The sequence below is a fragment of the Chromobacterium sp. S0633 genome, from assembly GCF_024158805.1.
In the GTDB taxonomy this organism is placed as follows: Bacteria; Pseudomonadota; Gammaproteobacteria; order Burkholderiales; family Chromobacteriaceae; genus Chromobacterium.
Genome location: NZ_JAMZGH010000009.1, coordinates 137979 through 151073 on the forward strand (window position 1 = coordinate 137979; position 13095 = coordinate 151073).

13 protein-coding genes are annotated in these 13095 nt (G+C 53.3%); 9 read left to right on the top strand and 4 right to left on the bottom strand.

Features of this window, described 5'->3' with window-relative positions:
* Positions 1-20 precede the first annotated feature (20 nt).
* Positions 21-821 carry a zinc-dependent peptidase gene (locus tag NK214_RS09040; protein ID WP_235088692.1) on the top strand — a complete coding sequence of 267 codons (801 nt, stop codon included), beginning with the start codon at positions 21-23 and terminating at the stop codon, positions 819-821.
* Here the strand turns inward: NK214_RS09040 and hpaR are convergent, their stop codons facing one another.
* On the bottom strand, positions 822-1271 hold the full coding sequence (gene hpaR, locus NK214_RS09045) for a homoprotocatechuate degradation operon regulator HpaR (RefSeq protein ID WP_227108364.1): 450 nt from the start codon (positions 1269-1271) through the stop codon (positions 822-824).
* A gap of 327 nt (positions 1272-1598) precedes the next feature.
* On the opposite strand from hpaR, the gene NK214_RS09050 reads away from it, so the two are divergent.
* Positions 1599-1907, top strand: coding sequence for a hypothetical protein (locus NK214_RS09050; protein WP_107800004.1), 309 nt, complete (start codon positions 1599-1601; stop codon positions 1905-1907).
* A gap of 24 nt (positions 1908-1931) precedes the next feature.
* Positions 1932-2678: a DUF1906 domain-containing protein gene (locus NK214_RS09055; RefSeq protein WP_253314275.1), complete on the top strand. Its 747-nt coding sequence runs from the start codon at positions 1932-1934 to the stop codon at positions 2676-2678.
* A gap of 128 nt (positions 2679-2806) precedes the next feature.
* Here NK214_RS09055 and NK214_RS09060 read toward each other — a convergent pair whose 3' ends face one another.
* Complete coding sequence (locus NK214_RS09060; RefSeq protein ID WP_253314276.1) at positions 2807-3004, bottom strand: hypothetical protein; 198 nt, start codon at positions 3002-3004, stop codon at positions 2807-2809.
* 572 nt (positions 3005-3576) lie between these two features.
* On the opposite strand from NK214_RS09060, the gene NK214_RS09065 reads away from it, so the two are divergent.
* Together NK214_RS09065 and NK214_RS09070 are read left to right on the top strand one after the other, a co-directional pair.
* Positions 3577-4395, top strand: a complete 819-nt coding sequence (locus NK214_RS09065; RefSeq protein WP_253314277.1) for a DNA cytosine methyltransferase — start codon at positions 3577-3579, stop codon at positions 4393-4395.
* A 196-nt stretch (positions 4396-4591) separates the two neighbouring features.
* The gene (locus tag NK214_RS09070) at positions 4592-5212 is read left to right on the top strand and encodes an ATP-dependent Clp protease proteolytic subunit (protein WP_253314278.1); all 621 of its coding nucleotides are present in this window, start codon (positions 4592-4594) and stop codon (positions 5210-5212) included.
* Positions 5213-5316: 104 nt separating this feature from the next.
* Here the strand turns inward: NK214_RS09070 and NK214_RS09075 are convergent, their stop codons facing one another.
* On the bottom strand, positions 5317-5577 hold the full coding sequence (locus NK214_RS09075; RefSeq protein ID WP_253314279.1) for a hypothetical protein: 261 nt from the start codon (positions 5575-5577) through the stop codon (positions 5317-5319).
* Between the two features lie 274 nt (positions 5578-5851).
* Positions 5852-6400 (bottom strand): DUF2726 domain-containing protein, encoded by a 549-nt coding sequence (locus tag NK214_RS09080; protein ID WP_253314280.1) that lies wholly within the window; start codon positions 6398-6400, stop codon positions 5852-5854.
* A 777-nt stretch (positions 6401-7177) separates the two neighbouring features.
* On the opposite strand from NK214_RS09080, the gene NK214_RS09085 reads away from it, so the two are divergent.
* The 4 genes from NK214_RS09085 to NK214_RS09100 are packed head-to-tail and all read left to right on the top strand — an operon-like array spanning position 7178 to position 12717.
* Positions 7178-8413, top strand: coding sequence for a site-specific integrase (locus tag NK214_RS09085; RefSeq protein WP_253314281.1), 1236 nt, complete (start codon positions 7178-7180; stop codon positions 8411-8413).
* Positions 8401-9921 (top strand): site-specific integrase, encoded by a 1521-nt coding sequence (locus NK214_RS09090; protein ID WP_253314282.1) that lies wholly within the window; start codon positions 8401-8403, stop codon positions 9919-9921. Before NK214_RS09085 ends, NK214_RS09090 begins: the two co-directional genes overlap by 13 nt.
* The gene (locus tag NK214_RS09095) at positions 9918-12251 is read left to right on the top strand and encodes a hypothetical protein (protein ID WP_253314283.1); all 2334 of its coding nucleotides are present in this window, start codon (positions 9918-9920) and stop codon (positions 12249-12251) included. The genes NK214_RS09090 and NK214_RS09095 overlap by 4 nt, the downstream gene beginning before the upstream one ends.
* A complete protein-coding gene (locus NK214_RS09100) occupies positions 12244-12717 on the top strand; it encodes a hypothetical protein (RefSeq protein ID WP_253314284.1) in 474 nt (157 codons plus the stop codon). Before NK214_RS09095 ends, NK214_RS09100 begins: the two co-directional genes overlap by 8 nt.
* Positions 12718-13095 lie beyond the last annotated feature (378 nt).

Here is a 13095-nt window from a genome sequence, read left to right on the forward strand (position 1 = left end):
ATAAAACGGGACGAGAGTTCATGGTGATTGAGTGGATTCGCCGCGCGCTATCCGGCAAAACCGCTCCGGAAACGATGGCCGCGCTGCGAGAGCAGGCCGCGCGCATGCCGCTGCTGGCGGGGCTGAACGAGGCGGAGCTATCGCGCCTGATCGAACTGGCGGCCTGGGTTTTGCGCAGCAAAAGCTTCTCCGGCCAAGACGGGGTGCGCTTAAGCGCTCGCTCATGCGCCAGCGTGGCCCTGCAAATGGCGCTGCCCGCCATGAATCTGGGCAAAGCCGCCCTGAGCGGCTGGAACGACGTGGTGCTGTACCCGTCGCCGTTTGTCGCGCGCGACATCTGGATGGACGGCATAGGCCTGCAGCATGAAAGCGAGAGCGTGCTGATAGGCCAGGCCCGTCAGGACGGCCCGGTGGTGTTGTCGCTGCCGGACGCGCGCGCCTCCGAGCAGCTGGACGGCTGGAATGTGGTGATTCACGAAGTGGCGCACAAGCTGGACATGCTCAACGGCCCGGCCAACGGTTCGCCTCCCTTGCACAAGGGCATGCAACAGGCGCAATGGAGCCGCGTCTGGTCCCGGGGCTATCGCTTGTTGTGCCGCATGCTGGACCGCGGCATCGATCCCGGCTGGCTGGACCCGTACGCGGCGGAGAACCCGGCCGAGTTCTTCGCCGTGTTGAGCGAAGCCTTTTTCGAGCTGCCGCACCATCTCAAGTTGGACTGTCCGGAGCTGTACGAGCAGCTTGTCTTGTTCTACCGCCAAGATCCGGCGGCGAGGTTGCCCGAGCCCGAGGCGGAACCCGCCCCGGGCCCAGAGTTCTGATCAACCGGCGCGCGGCGCCGGCAGCTTCTCCAGGTCATCCAGCAAGCCCAGCAACTGGCTCAGCTTTTCCTGGCCCAAATGGCTTTCTATCTGGCGATAACAGTCTTCCGCCAGCGGGGAGATCTGTTGAATCAGGTCACGGCCGTCCCGCGACATTGAAATGATCAGACGTCGGCTGTCCACATGGTCGCGCTGACGATGGATCAGCCCCGCTTTTTCCATGCGGACCAGGATGCCGGTCAGGCTTGGCGGCAGGATACAAGCCCGGTCCGCGATAACGCCGGCCTCCTGATCGCCAAAGTCCTCCAGCACTCGCAGAATGCGCCACTGTTGCTCTGTCACCCCGTAACGGTTGAGGATCGGGCGGAAGTAAGCCATCACCGATTCCCTGGCCCGCAGCAGGTGCTGGGGCAGCCGTTGATTATGTAGTTTTATGTTTTTGTTGGTCATTTAGATCGTTGCTTCCGGCTGCGCGCAGCCAGTGTTGCTGGTTATCGCCCGAGAGGGCGAACTCGACAAATAAAATGCCATGCAAATACCTGTCACATATTTACTTTATTCCAAATTTTAATCCAAAAACAAAAAAAATAGCATCTCAATACCATATATTCATTGAATTAATTATGCATACCGGGCGAAGTAACGGGCAAAAGCGCCAAGCGACAGAGCCTCCAAGAGCATAATTTGCGTTACGGTGACGATAATTTTGAATTTACGTCACAGTGACGCATAATTAACTTGGACCAACAGGCACAAACGGGCAGAGGAGGGCGGGCAATGAAGGAAGAACAGCGGCAAGGCGAAGCCGCCGCAGGCAGGAAGCGCGGCCGCCCTAGTACCGGCCTTGCAATGTCCGGGGCGGAACGGCAACGAAAGTACCGGGCAAATACCGTCACCGTAACGTTAAATGATAAGGAATGGGCCCACCTGACCAATATGCTGGAGCAGGCGCTGAAAGCTGACCCATCGCGTTACGGCGAGTCCGATTTCGCGCTGGCCAGAAAAATCTACAGCGCCGCCATCAAGGGCAACCCGCCGCCGGATTGTTTTCACAAGCCCGCGACCAAGCGTCAAAACGAAACATAGTCATTCCAGGACGCAACCATCCCAATGGCCACTGCGCAAGACGCCGCCTGGCTTATGCTGATGAGTGTTGTTTTTTTGCGTGGGACCAAGAAGATGAACGCCTCTTACAGTCCAAGCGGAATCTGCGTTGAAGCCGCTCCGGCCGGCGCGCGTGGATTTGACGCCGATACGCCGCTGTCCCTGGAGCTTGCCCGGCAGTTCGCCGCCTCCGGCTACCAATTTTGCGTTCGTTATCTCTCGCTAGGGTCCGATGAGTACGCCTCAGACCTGTCCGCAAGCGAAGCGCAGGATATTCTTGAAGCAGGCCTGGCCTTGATGGCTGTGCAACATGTGAGAGAGCCCGGCTGGTCGCCGAATGCGGCCATGGGCAAAAGCGACGGCCAGAACACCGCCGCGCATGCGAAAATGGTCGGATTATTGCCCGGCGTGAACATCTGGTGCGATCTGGAAGGCGTGGCGGACGGGACGGCGGCGCAGGATGTGGCCGACTATTGTTCGCAATGGTTTGAAGCGGTGTCCGCCGCGGGCTACGCGCCAGGCTTGTATGTAGGGTCCGACGCGGGATTGAGCGGAGCACAGTTGTATGAACTGCCTTTCCAGCATTACTGGCAATCTTGCAGCAGCGTGCCGGAGATCCCGCAACGGGGCTACCAAATGGTGCAGACCCTGGTGCCTCAGCCGGTGAACGGGATCGGCATCGACGCCGATCAGACGCAAAGCGACCAGTTGGGCGGCACGGTGAGATGGCAGGTTCTGACGGAGAGGGCTTGATGATGAAGGAGGAGAAGAGCTTTGGAGCGCTTTTCCCTAGCTTCCTTTATTTGACGCAATATACAAATGGCGTGTTGCAATAACGCTTTAATAATGCATTTGCCATGAAATGTGGCGCACTAGCATTGTCAGCACTTAGACTCCCCATCAGCATCGCCTCCGCCGCCAGCCCGCCCAGGGCGCGGGCGCCCCATCTTTTTTCGCAGGTCTTCCCCAACGTCCTTACGTGCTTGATTTTTCTCGCGTGCCATCTGTGCCGCGGCGATGACGATCATGCCGTCAATACCCAAAATTTTGGCGACCATGATGCAGGCGAAGTCGTCCATCGTCCGAACACCGGTCATGCATTGGCTAGACGACAAAGTCCAAGCCCTTCGTTTTTGTCTGTCGTACCGGCTTTGTCTTCGCTTCTCGGCCAGCCTGTCCGCTTTCATCGATTACACCTCGATCTCGCCGCTGCGCCCGGGTCGACTTAACCCCGAGACCGGGGAAGTCGAGCCGACTTTGCCGCTCATGGATTCGAGTGTGGTCGGGAAGTCGGGCAGGGACATGGAAACCGGCGACCTGATTGACAACCCAGAGTGGGTCAGTCTTCAAAGCTGCTCCTGCGCGGCTCTTCCGACAGCTTGGTTATCGTCAAGTTTATGCCTATTGCGACTCGCCACGGCCGCCACAAACCAAATCAGTAGCCGTTGCATCTCCAAACATGGGCGCTGCGGTATCTGCTGCCGGGGATGGAGTAAAGCAAGACCTCCATGATGGGGGCTCTTTGACCGGTTAAAAGGTAAATAGCTGGACTTTCAGTAAGCTGTGACTTCTTGATCGTGACTCACTCTGGACAAGTCACACCAGGTGAGTCACACTGAACCATCACGTTTTTACTGTTTTGGGGGTACTTGTGACTGACCAGGTAGCTTCGCCAGCAGCTCCGTCACAGCTCGTCTTGAGCCTTTTTCCTGGCGTTGATCTTCTGGGTCGAGGATTTGAAGCTGAGGGCTTCTCGGTTGTTCGTGGACCTGACCTCATTTATGGCAGTGACATCCGGCAATTTAGGGTTGTTGCTGGTCGTTTTGATGGTGTCATCGGTGGTCCGCCGTGCCCTGATTTCAGCAAAGCCCGCCGCTCTGAGCCGTCCGGCTACGGCCTTGAAATGCTTGCCGAGTTCCGTCGCGTTGTGCTTGAGGCCCGCCCGACCTGGTGGCTCATGGAAAATGTTGCCGGTGTACCGGACATGGTGTTGCCGGGCTACAGTCACCAGCGCATTGATATCAACGCATCGGAATGCGGTTTGCAGCAGAATCGGTTGCGGCATTTTCAGTTCGGCCATGGTGACGGCCTTGTACTTACCGTGAAGCGTCTTCCTGTTCGTACTGACGTTGAGCCGTGTTGTACTGCAAGCGAAGGCTCACAACTGGGTAAGCGTGATTGGCTTCGCTTCTGTCAGTTGCAAGGCTTGCGCGATGGCATAGATTTACCAGCATTTACTCTTGGCGCGCGTTACCGTGCCGTCGGTAATGGTGTGCCGGTTGATATGGCCAGGATGATGGCCTCCGGCATTTTGTCACTGCGTGGTTCTGATGATGTTCGGGTGTGTCAGTGCGGTTGTGGCCGTGAAGTTGAGGGCAGGGCACGTTTAGCAAAGCCAGCTTGTCGTAAGCGCCAGCAGCGTAAACGTGACTCTGCCGGCGTTATTCATTCGAGCTCGGTCACACTGTGACTAACCGCGGTTGGCTCTTACCTGGATTGTCACTGTGACTATACGGTCGCGAAAATGCCCCGGGTAGTCACGTGACCTTCCTGGTGTGACAGATCCTGGATGAGTCACACCAGATCTGTCACGTGACCGAGCTGCGGTGACGGTGAAGTGAAGGACTACATTACTACCAACGGCCTAAAAAGACAGGAGATGAAGCATGCTAAAAAAAATTGGAATTTTAGCTTTTTCACTTATTGGTACAGCAGCCTCCGCGGATAACACCGTCAGACACGCCAAAATATTCTATAGCGGCGACATGAAAATTTCGTCCGTCAGCGAACTGACAAAAGCAATCGACGACGCCAACGCCAACGATCATGTTGACCGGATAAATATTTATATAAATAGCTATGGCGGCGACATGGACTCCGGTTTGATGGCAGCCGCAGCTATTCGAAGTTCAAAAAAAACAGTCACAACTGTTGCCATGACCACAGTGGGCTCATCGGCAACGTTAATGTTATGTGCGGCGAGAGATAGGAGAGCTTTGCGCGAAGCCAGTATCTACTTACACCCGTCTTTTATCGAATATAAAGGCGAACTAAGGCCCGATACCCTCAAACAACTAGTCAAGCAAAATGAACGATTCAATAACGTGTTCAAAACCGCCTATAAAAAATGTACGTCGTTGGACAGCCAAAAAATTAATAATATTCTTTATAGCGAATCAAACAAGGTAACATTTACCCCGCAAGAGGCTATGAAGGTAGGCATCATCTCAGCAATTGATGAAAAAATAATAGACACGCCAGAGACCTACTACATCACAGCAGACTAGAGCATTCCCCTTCCAGTCACGTGACCGTCTTGGAACGAAAACTCCACACGTAAAAATGCCCAGGTCTGTCCCTGGGCTTTTTTCCTCTTTACTTCGTCCTGGCTTCAGATCCTGCAACCATTCTCATGCATCTCTTTTTGTGCATCTCTGAGCTTTTGCATTGTGTCCGGCTCTTTGTTCATTCCTGGGTCAAGCATTCGATCGTAGTAGTTTCTTAGCTGCTTAAGCGTCTCACAGCTCCGCTTGGCCTGGATAACTGGCTCGTTTTGCCGCCCTTGCATGACAGCGATGCTTGGATCACGTGTATTGAAGTTGATGCCCTTGAAGCGTGTTCCAGGCGGACAAAATGGTGCTGTCGTGTACATGATTTGAGAGTCTCCCACGTAGCACTCCAGTACGCCGGCTTGCAAGTTCGGTCGTTGCGCAGGCCTGGGCGCCGGCGGGGACATCCTTAGGGGCTCGTCACCATTTTTCATTTGGCGCTTGAATGTTGCTCCTGCAGGGCAAGTGGCCTCGTTTGTCAGCACGCTTCTACCATTTTTGTCAGTGCACTCGATTACCCCGGCTTGTGACACAGTGCAAGCTAATGCTATGGCGGCACCTAACCGTTTCATCACAGCACCTCTCCACATAAAGCATTCAAGCACGCTCAAACGTCCTTTCTTCCTTGGGGTGCATTTTTCTAAGCACGTTAGCGTACTCGTCCAGTGTTCTTTGAGGGGGTGTTCTTGGGATCCGTAGCGGCATGAGTCCTATCTGCCTGATGATCGAATCTCTTTGCCTGTCTTTATCCTCTTTCCCAATGTGCGACCTGTCATCAAGCTCGATGATCGCGATCATTGTGAGGTCTGTCTTGCAGATCACGAAGTCAGCTACCTTCTGGCTCATTGTTCTGCGCAGCCCTTCGTTGTCGAATTTGCTTCCCCCTTCAGTGTCGATAATCTGGCTAAAGGCTACTTGAGGAAAAACGAGGAAGTCAGGGGAAAGGCTTTTTGCCAGGCGGTTAAAGCACTCTTGCTCACGCTGTGTGAGCAGAGTTTTCCCTTTGATTTTGAACCTCGCTGAGCCGAACTGCCTGAGGCTTGTTACATCGTTGAATGAGCGCTTGGGCGCTTTGCTTTTCTTCGCGCCACTCATCGCTATAGCTACGATAGCCATCAAGATGAAGATGATGACGATTGTTGTCATGCTTTTTCTCATCACGTTATGTTAACGACGATGCTATACGAATAAAATCTGTCTGCAAACTCGTCTTATTCGTCACCGTAACGAAAATTGGGGGAAGCCACGCCCCGGCTCTTTTGCAGACAGTAAAAACCGTGTAGAGCGATCGCCCATGGCCAGCCCCGCGCTCGCGCGCCCCTAGGGGCCCCGCCTGGATGTTCTTATCCAGGAAGGGGTAGGGGGACTAGCTCGGCCTTGGCCGAGCGTAGTAGGGCGTTGCAACCTGTTGGCGTCGCGCCGCCTTCGGGCCGCATAGCGGCCTAACGGTGGCAGTTCTCGCGGTAGAAGTCCCGTTCAATCATGAGCCGTTCGATCAGCTCCGCTTGTTGTACGGCAAGGCGCTTGGCCATCGTGGGCAAGGCTCCAGCCCCAGAATGAACCGAACTGCTTACCTAGCACTGTCGACGCTTTGTGAGCCAGTCTCAGCGGCAATTTCCATTACGTCACGAAAACAAACAGCCCTGATCAAGTCATCAGGGCTGCACGGGAACTCACACCACGGTAGATTGCGTTTCATTTTGCTGCGGACAGTTGTTGCTCGAACCCACAACGATGGAAAGTCAGGGAATTGAACCGTTGGAGCAGCCGGTATACCCTGCGTCGTATGTTTCCAAAATTTGACATAATATACATTATGCGAATCTATGGTCATTCAAGAAGTGTTGCGTTTAAGTGCGCACAGACCACAACACCGATCAACAATATGGTAGTTTCATATGTTGCTTTCGCTCGGTGCGCAGCATGTTCCTCGACCTATCCCATGACTCATTGCCTCGCATGCTTCGCTCAGGTGTTTTGGTGGAGCCCGGCACGCGACGCCCGCGCTACTGGCCAGTTGTCTGGTGTGCCATCTACGCCGGAGATCTAGCTGAAAGCACGCTGCTAGGAAAACTCCGGGCAATCGAAACGCTATATCAACATGCAGAGGCATTGTATGGGCTGGGCTCACTTGACGATGCCATTGGGTGTCTTGACCATGAGATGCTGGCTAAAGTCTTGGAGTCCTGGTTTGTCTCTATTCGCAACAAGCATGAAAGCTCGAGCTCCGATGAAATTCGCTGGCAGACCGGCCTAGGGTTTGTTACAAGCATCGTGAAAATGCTGTCTGGCTATCAGGCGCAAGCCGTTAATCTTGGGAAAATCGAAGAACGGCTGCATCGTCTCAATCAGCTGTACCGTCAGCTTCACATTAAGAAGAAAACCAAGAGTGAAATAATTCGATCATTACCTGAGTCTGTTGGTGAAGCCATGTATTCCTCCCTAGACCCCTTATCGTTGCAAAATCCTTTTTCCGATCCAGCGACACGTTGGCGTGTTTTCGTTGCTTTTATCCTGATGCTTCACCAGGGGCTTCGACGTGGAGAAATGCTTTTACTGCCCGTAGATTGCATCAAAAGCACCTACGACAAAAAATTGGGCCGAGAACGATACTGGCTGAATGTAAAGAACAATGAGTACGAAGATGAAGACACTCGGTACTCGAAGCCGAGCATCAAGACAGCATCCTCAATTCGACAGATTCCGGTCAGCGTGACCGTTGCCAATTGTGTCCAGGTATATGTGGAGAATTATCGTGGACGCCCTAGCCATTCTTTTCTGCTTAATTCAAAACGAAATATGCCTCTTGCGACAGAGTCACTGACTAAAGCATTCGCACATGTTTCAAGTACTTTGCCTGCATCAGTACTCTCCGACTTGGAAAACCGAACAGGGAAAACATCGGTTACACCACATGATCTTCGACATACATGTGCGGTCATTCGCCTTCATCAGCTACTTAATCATGGCGACAGCATGGATGAAGCTCTTCAAAAACTACGCACTTTTTTTGGATGGGCAAAGAACTCTGTAATGCCTGCACGTTATGCTCGTGCTGTGTTTGAAGATCGCCTGTCCAGTATCTGGAATGATACTTTTGATGATCGCGTTGCATTGCTTCGATCAATTCCCAAAGGGAGTGTGCCATGCAAGGACTGAATCAAGCCCCCCTTCCCTTTGATGATGTGGTAATGGGTGTTGTCCGCATGCTACCTCCGTTACCACCTGTATTGCGGTATTACGATGATTTCGATGATGTAACTCGCACCATACTTCATCCAGAGAGCGCCTCAATATTTGAAACTATTGTGCAAGGCACAAGATACCTACTTGATTTCTCTTCACAAGATACTTCTCATGCATTGCTTCTGAAACAGGTCTTTGCTTTCCTTCTGGGGTCTGAACTAAGCCCTATGACTGTCGCGAGGTATTTGCAATCAGCAAAACAAATAGAGCGATACGAACTGGAAGAGTTGCTAGCTTGCGGGCCACAAGGCGTCGGTTTTGCATGGGAAAGGCTGAGAGGTCGGGAGCTCCCTCCGGTGGCATATTTGTTTGTGAAAGCATTACTTCGCATGCTTTCGGAGTATCGACTGCAAGGATGGTCTAGCGACTACAACGCGCTGCTCTCATCCACCCTCCCCTTGCCAATACAAGACAAATATGCCGGGGTACGCTCGGGAGAGGTGTTCTTGCGCATCGATGAAGAGGCTGAAATTGTACGGTTCTTGGATGAAATCGCCGACCGTGTCACCCGAAAACCGAACAGCCTCACCTTAGCAGAGCTAAATGACACGGCCATGCTGATGTGTTCATACCAATTTGGAATGCGACCACTTCAGATTGCCTCTGTTCGCCATCGTGATATCCGAATTTGGAATGGCGACTCTGCCGATATCCAGGCGGTTCACATTACCTTTTCGATGATCAAACAAAAAACCATTACCAACTCGAGACCGCTAACGCGAAAGGTAAAACATGAGTGGTCAATTTTGATTCGGGAGCTCTATTCAAAGCGCCATGAAAGCGGTGCGGGCGGCAATGATCGATTGTTTTCCATGGACTCCGGCCACGAGGCTAGTCGCCGCATTTCTGAGTTACTGGCAAAGCTTATCCCTGGTGGAGCGACGGCGACAGATTTGCGTCATACTGCAGCCCAACGCCTTGTGGATGCTGGCGCGAGCCAGGAGGAGCTAGCGGAATTCCTTGGGCACTCAGACATAACGACCGGTCTGGTGTATTACGCGACTTCGGCCAACCAGGCCGAGCGGGTCAATAAGGCACTTGGCTTGTCTAGCATCTATTCCCGAGTCGCCAAGATAGCCCATGAAAAGTTCATTAGTTCTGCTGAGTTGGCCTCGCTGAAGGAGGATCAACAGATTGCAGGCGTTCCGCATGGCATCCCAATTGCAGGGATTGGGGGGTGTGCTAGCGGCCAACCACTCTGCCCATCGAATCCCATCCTGGCCTGCTATGGCTGTCACAAATTCATGCCGATCCACGAGATCGGCATTCATGAACAGGTGCTTTCCGACTTCAGGAATATTGTGCGGTTCTTTTATGATTCTTCACGTGGGGACAAAAATTCTCCTGCGTATCTGCAGCTGCAACGCACGATTTCATCCGTTGAGGCGATCATCGAAGAACTTCGTGAGGGCGCCCAATGAACCAGCACTACCTGTCATTCATTCAGCTCGGGCAACAGCTGGCAGAAGACCGCGACATTCCATGGCAATTGCCCGTAGGTGACGATGGAATGGTCTCTTCTGGGGCGTGCTGGAACCTCAACAAGCTGGTCAAGAACGATCATCCGCCCTACTTCTACCTACGTGATTTTGGCTGTGATGCGAAGTCGTTGCGAATATTCGAAGCACAACGTACAAGCATGGGTGATCCGCTGACAGCGTCTTTTGTTATCTCGGAATTCTGGCAGGATCTGATCAAGGCAGCGGTTTGCATTCAGCTGTTTTCCAAGCGCAATACGGTCGCCCATGTGGCTCAAAATATTATCCGCCTGCTGCGCGTCATCGCAACATGCACACCAAGCAAGGCACCGTGGGATCTGGTGAGCGACGATGTCCAGCTTGCGATGCAAGTCGGCATGGCCATTCAGCCTTCAGGCAAGTTGGGAGATCTGGTGGCCGGAGTGGTAAAAACGATTCTCGACGCCTACCGCCTTACTGATGCTGGGCCGCTCTACCCTGCTTTGGCCAATCAGCGCTTGAAGGGTAGCCAACCCCGAAAAGCCAAGCACATTAAATCCGAAGATGAGCTGCGTCACGATCTGGACGAGCGCAAACGGGCCGAGCGTCTCCCGGAGCGAAGGGCATTTTGGGAACTCATCCGGATTGTCATGACAGAGCGACCACAAACGTTCATTGACGAGTTACGGTTTATTGGATTGAAAACGATGATCGCAACAGGTTTTCGAATCGGTGAAAACGTTCTGTTGCCACTGGATTGGGAGCGCAAGCGTGAATATACAGACCGGCATGGCCGACCAGCGGGTGAGCTAGGAGGCATTTCTAGCTCATCGATGATACGTCATTTTGCTGAGAAACAGCAGATTGAGGGCAGTGATAGCCATGTACTGTTCGAATCCACTCAGCACGTCCCTCAAATGTTTGAGGACCTGATTGCCAGTGCACTGGGACGCGCAGCCGAGCTCACTGCACCGTTGCGAGCCACGCTCCGTCGACAGGTTGAATCCGGTCGACTTTTGCCCTGGTTTGAAGCGGACAGCATTGCACCCATCACACAGCTGTACCCTTATCTAACTGGCAACCCTTTCGGGACGGATCTCTCCAAGGAAAGCCGCGCCAGGTGGATCGAACGTTACCAAAAGGACTTCGACCCTCGGGTTTTTGATGAACTTCGAGATATCCAAGCCCATGAATATTTCGCCGCAGGCGGAATTCGTCTAGATATGGTGGCCTACCAGTACTTTAACCGCCTTAGAAAAGCCATGGGCAGCAGTAGCATCCGTTATCGCCGGAGTGATGGAAGTGCCATCCCCATAGGGACGCGAATAAATTGGGCCCAGGCGTTCCTGCATGTCCGGGAGCTAGAGAGTTATTTGCGAGAAAATACGCCCACAAAGCTGTCAGACACGGAGCCATTCCGACTGGCTAACGGCACGATGCAAGCCTGGGAAGTCTTGCTACTACACCCCAAGAGATCTCTCACGGAAGAACGCAACGCCGGTCTCTGTGACGTCACACGATTTATGGCCATCAACGTTCCGGACCCAACTTTTATTTCTCTTTCATTAACACCCAAAAGTAGCGCAGGGACACTGTTCTCCCGGTATGGACAGACCGACGAAGACCGTAGTCTGACACTGAACTCGCACTCATTGCGCCACTTGCAGAATACGGAGCTGTTCCGACTCGGCATCGCAGATACCATTATCTCCAAGCGCTTTAACCGTAGGAGCGTCGCACAAAGCTACGAGTATGACCACCGCAGCCTGGCCGAAGAACTCGATACGATGGAAATCTCAATGGAAGTTGAGTTTGCCCTGGGCGAAAAAGCCACCACCGTCGCCAAGATGATTGCGTCAGGAAAGGCTCGCGGTCCCATTGTGGATGCATTCGAGCGGATCCAGGCAACAGAGGCGGATGCGGCCGCATTCGAGTATCTTAATGTCGAGGCCGATGGTTTTCATGCCACTCCCTATGGGCATTGCCTGAATAGCTTTACGGTTGACCCGTGCCCCAAGCACCTGGAGTGCTTTGCCGGCTGCCGCCATCTCTCGGCCACCAACTTGCCTGAGCAACATGCAGCATTGGTCAGGCTTGAGGGAAAGCTGGCCTCAGCGCTGGAGCTTGCTCAGGCCCGCCCTTCGAAGAGTATCGGCCGAACCAACCAGATTTCTCATGCAGTGTCGCGTTTGGACAGTGTGCGGAAGATACTGGCGACCCAGCAAGGAGAAAACCCGTTTCCAGATGGGTCAGATTTGTCAGCACCCCGAAAACGTGGAGCGATGGATGTCTAGCGAAAACAGTATGGCGGCTTTCGATGATCCTGAAATGCGTCGCATCTTGGAAGATCTGCTGGCCAAGGATGAGCCCATTTCGGCACGAGCTGTGGCCCGCCTCCACCCCAAGATCAATGCGGCGTCATCCATCACTCGACACCCTGAGCGGACTAAGTTGTTAGTGCACTACCAGGAACGACAGGCGCAGTATCGCCGCTGGAGCGGCCGTGTTTCCAAGCAATCGAAGGACGTGGTTTCTGCCGCACTTGCGGACAAGGATCTACGCATCGCAGAGCTCGAAAGGCAGGTTGCATTGCTAACGGCTTCACATGTAGCAATGATACGGGCTGTCGGTGAATTGGGCGGATTTAGCAGATGGGCTCAGTTCTTTGCCAACTATCGTGAGTCACGGATCGAGTTAGAGAAACTTGGGGCACTCCCCTTTGCTAAGGTGTCTGGCATTTCTACTTCAGATAGCGAATAACAATCAGATTGACATGAATACTCCATCACCAGTTCGTTCTTAAGTGGCCAATCCTGCATTTGTGCTAGCATGACTACTGCCAGCTAAGAGTGGGCTTCAAGGATAGGCGCTGGCAGAATGATATGCACTGCTCCGGGATGTTCGTTCCCACTCCTTGAGTAACCGCGATTGTGCTGACCGTCCTTCTTCAACACACCCTGCTTCTGACATATGGCGCGGGGCTTGATCAAGAAGGCAGGAACACAAATGAGCGCAACAACTGAACATCCAAAGGCTTTTATTTCGTATAGCTGGACAAGCCCTGGTCTGTCCCGAGCTCGGTGGACGGTTGGTTAAGCTCTGAGCAGCGCCTGGCGCTGCTCAAATTCTATCGGGCTC

Coding starts and splice junctions, on each gene's coding strand:
- NK214_RS09050 (WP_107800004.1), top strand. CDS start 1,599: ATGAAGGAAGAACAGCGGCAAGGCGAAGCCGCCGCAGGCAGGAAGCGC.
- NK214_RS09055 (WP_253314275.1), top strand. CDS start 1,932: ATGGCCACTGCGCAAGACGCCGCCTGGCTTATGCTGATGAGTGTTGTT.
- NK214_RS09085 (WP_253314281.1), top strand. CDS start 7,178: ATGTTCCTCGACCTATCCCATGACTCATTGCCTCGCATGCTTCGCTCA.
- NK214_RS09090 (WP_253314282.1), top strand. CDS start 8,401: ATGCAAGGACTGAATCAAGCCCCCCTTCCCTTTGATGATGTGGTAATG.
- NK214_RS09075 (WP_253314279.1), bottom strand. CDS start 5,577: ATGTACACGACAGCACCATTTTGTCCGCCTGGAACACGCTTCAAGGGC.
- NK214_RS09060 (WP_253314276.1), bottom strand. CDS start 3,004: ATGGACGACTTCGCCTGCATCATGGTCGCCAAAATTTTGGGTATTGAC.
- NK214_RS09070 (WP_253314278.1), top strand. CDS start 4,592: ATGCTAAAAAAAATTGGAATTTTAGCTTTTTCACTTATTGGTACAGCA.
- hpaR (WP_227108364.1), bottom strand. CDS start 1,271: ATGACCAACAAAAACATAAAACTACATAATCAACGGCTGCCCCAGCAC.
- NK214_RS09095 (WP_253314283.1), top strand. CDS start 9,918: ATGAACCAGCACTACCTGTCATTCATTCAGCTCGGGCAACAGCTGGCA.
- NK214_RS09080 (WP_253314280.1), bottom strand. CDS start 6,400: ATGACAACAATCGTCATCATCTTCATCTTGATGGCTATCGTAGCTATA.
- NK214_RS09040 (WP_235088692.1), top strand. CDS start 21: ATGGTGATTGAGTGGATTCGCCGCGCGCTATCCGGCAAAACCGCTCCG.
- NK214_RS09100 (WP_253314284.1), top strand. CDS start 12,244: ATGTCTAGCGAAAACAGTATGGCGGCTTTCGATGATCCTGAAATGCGT.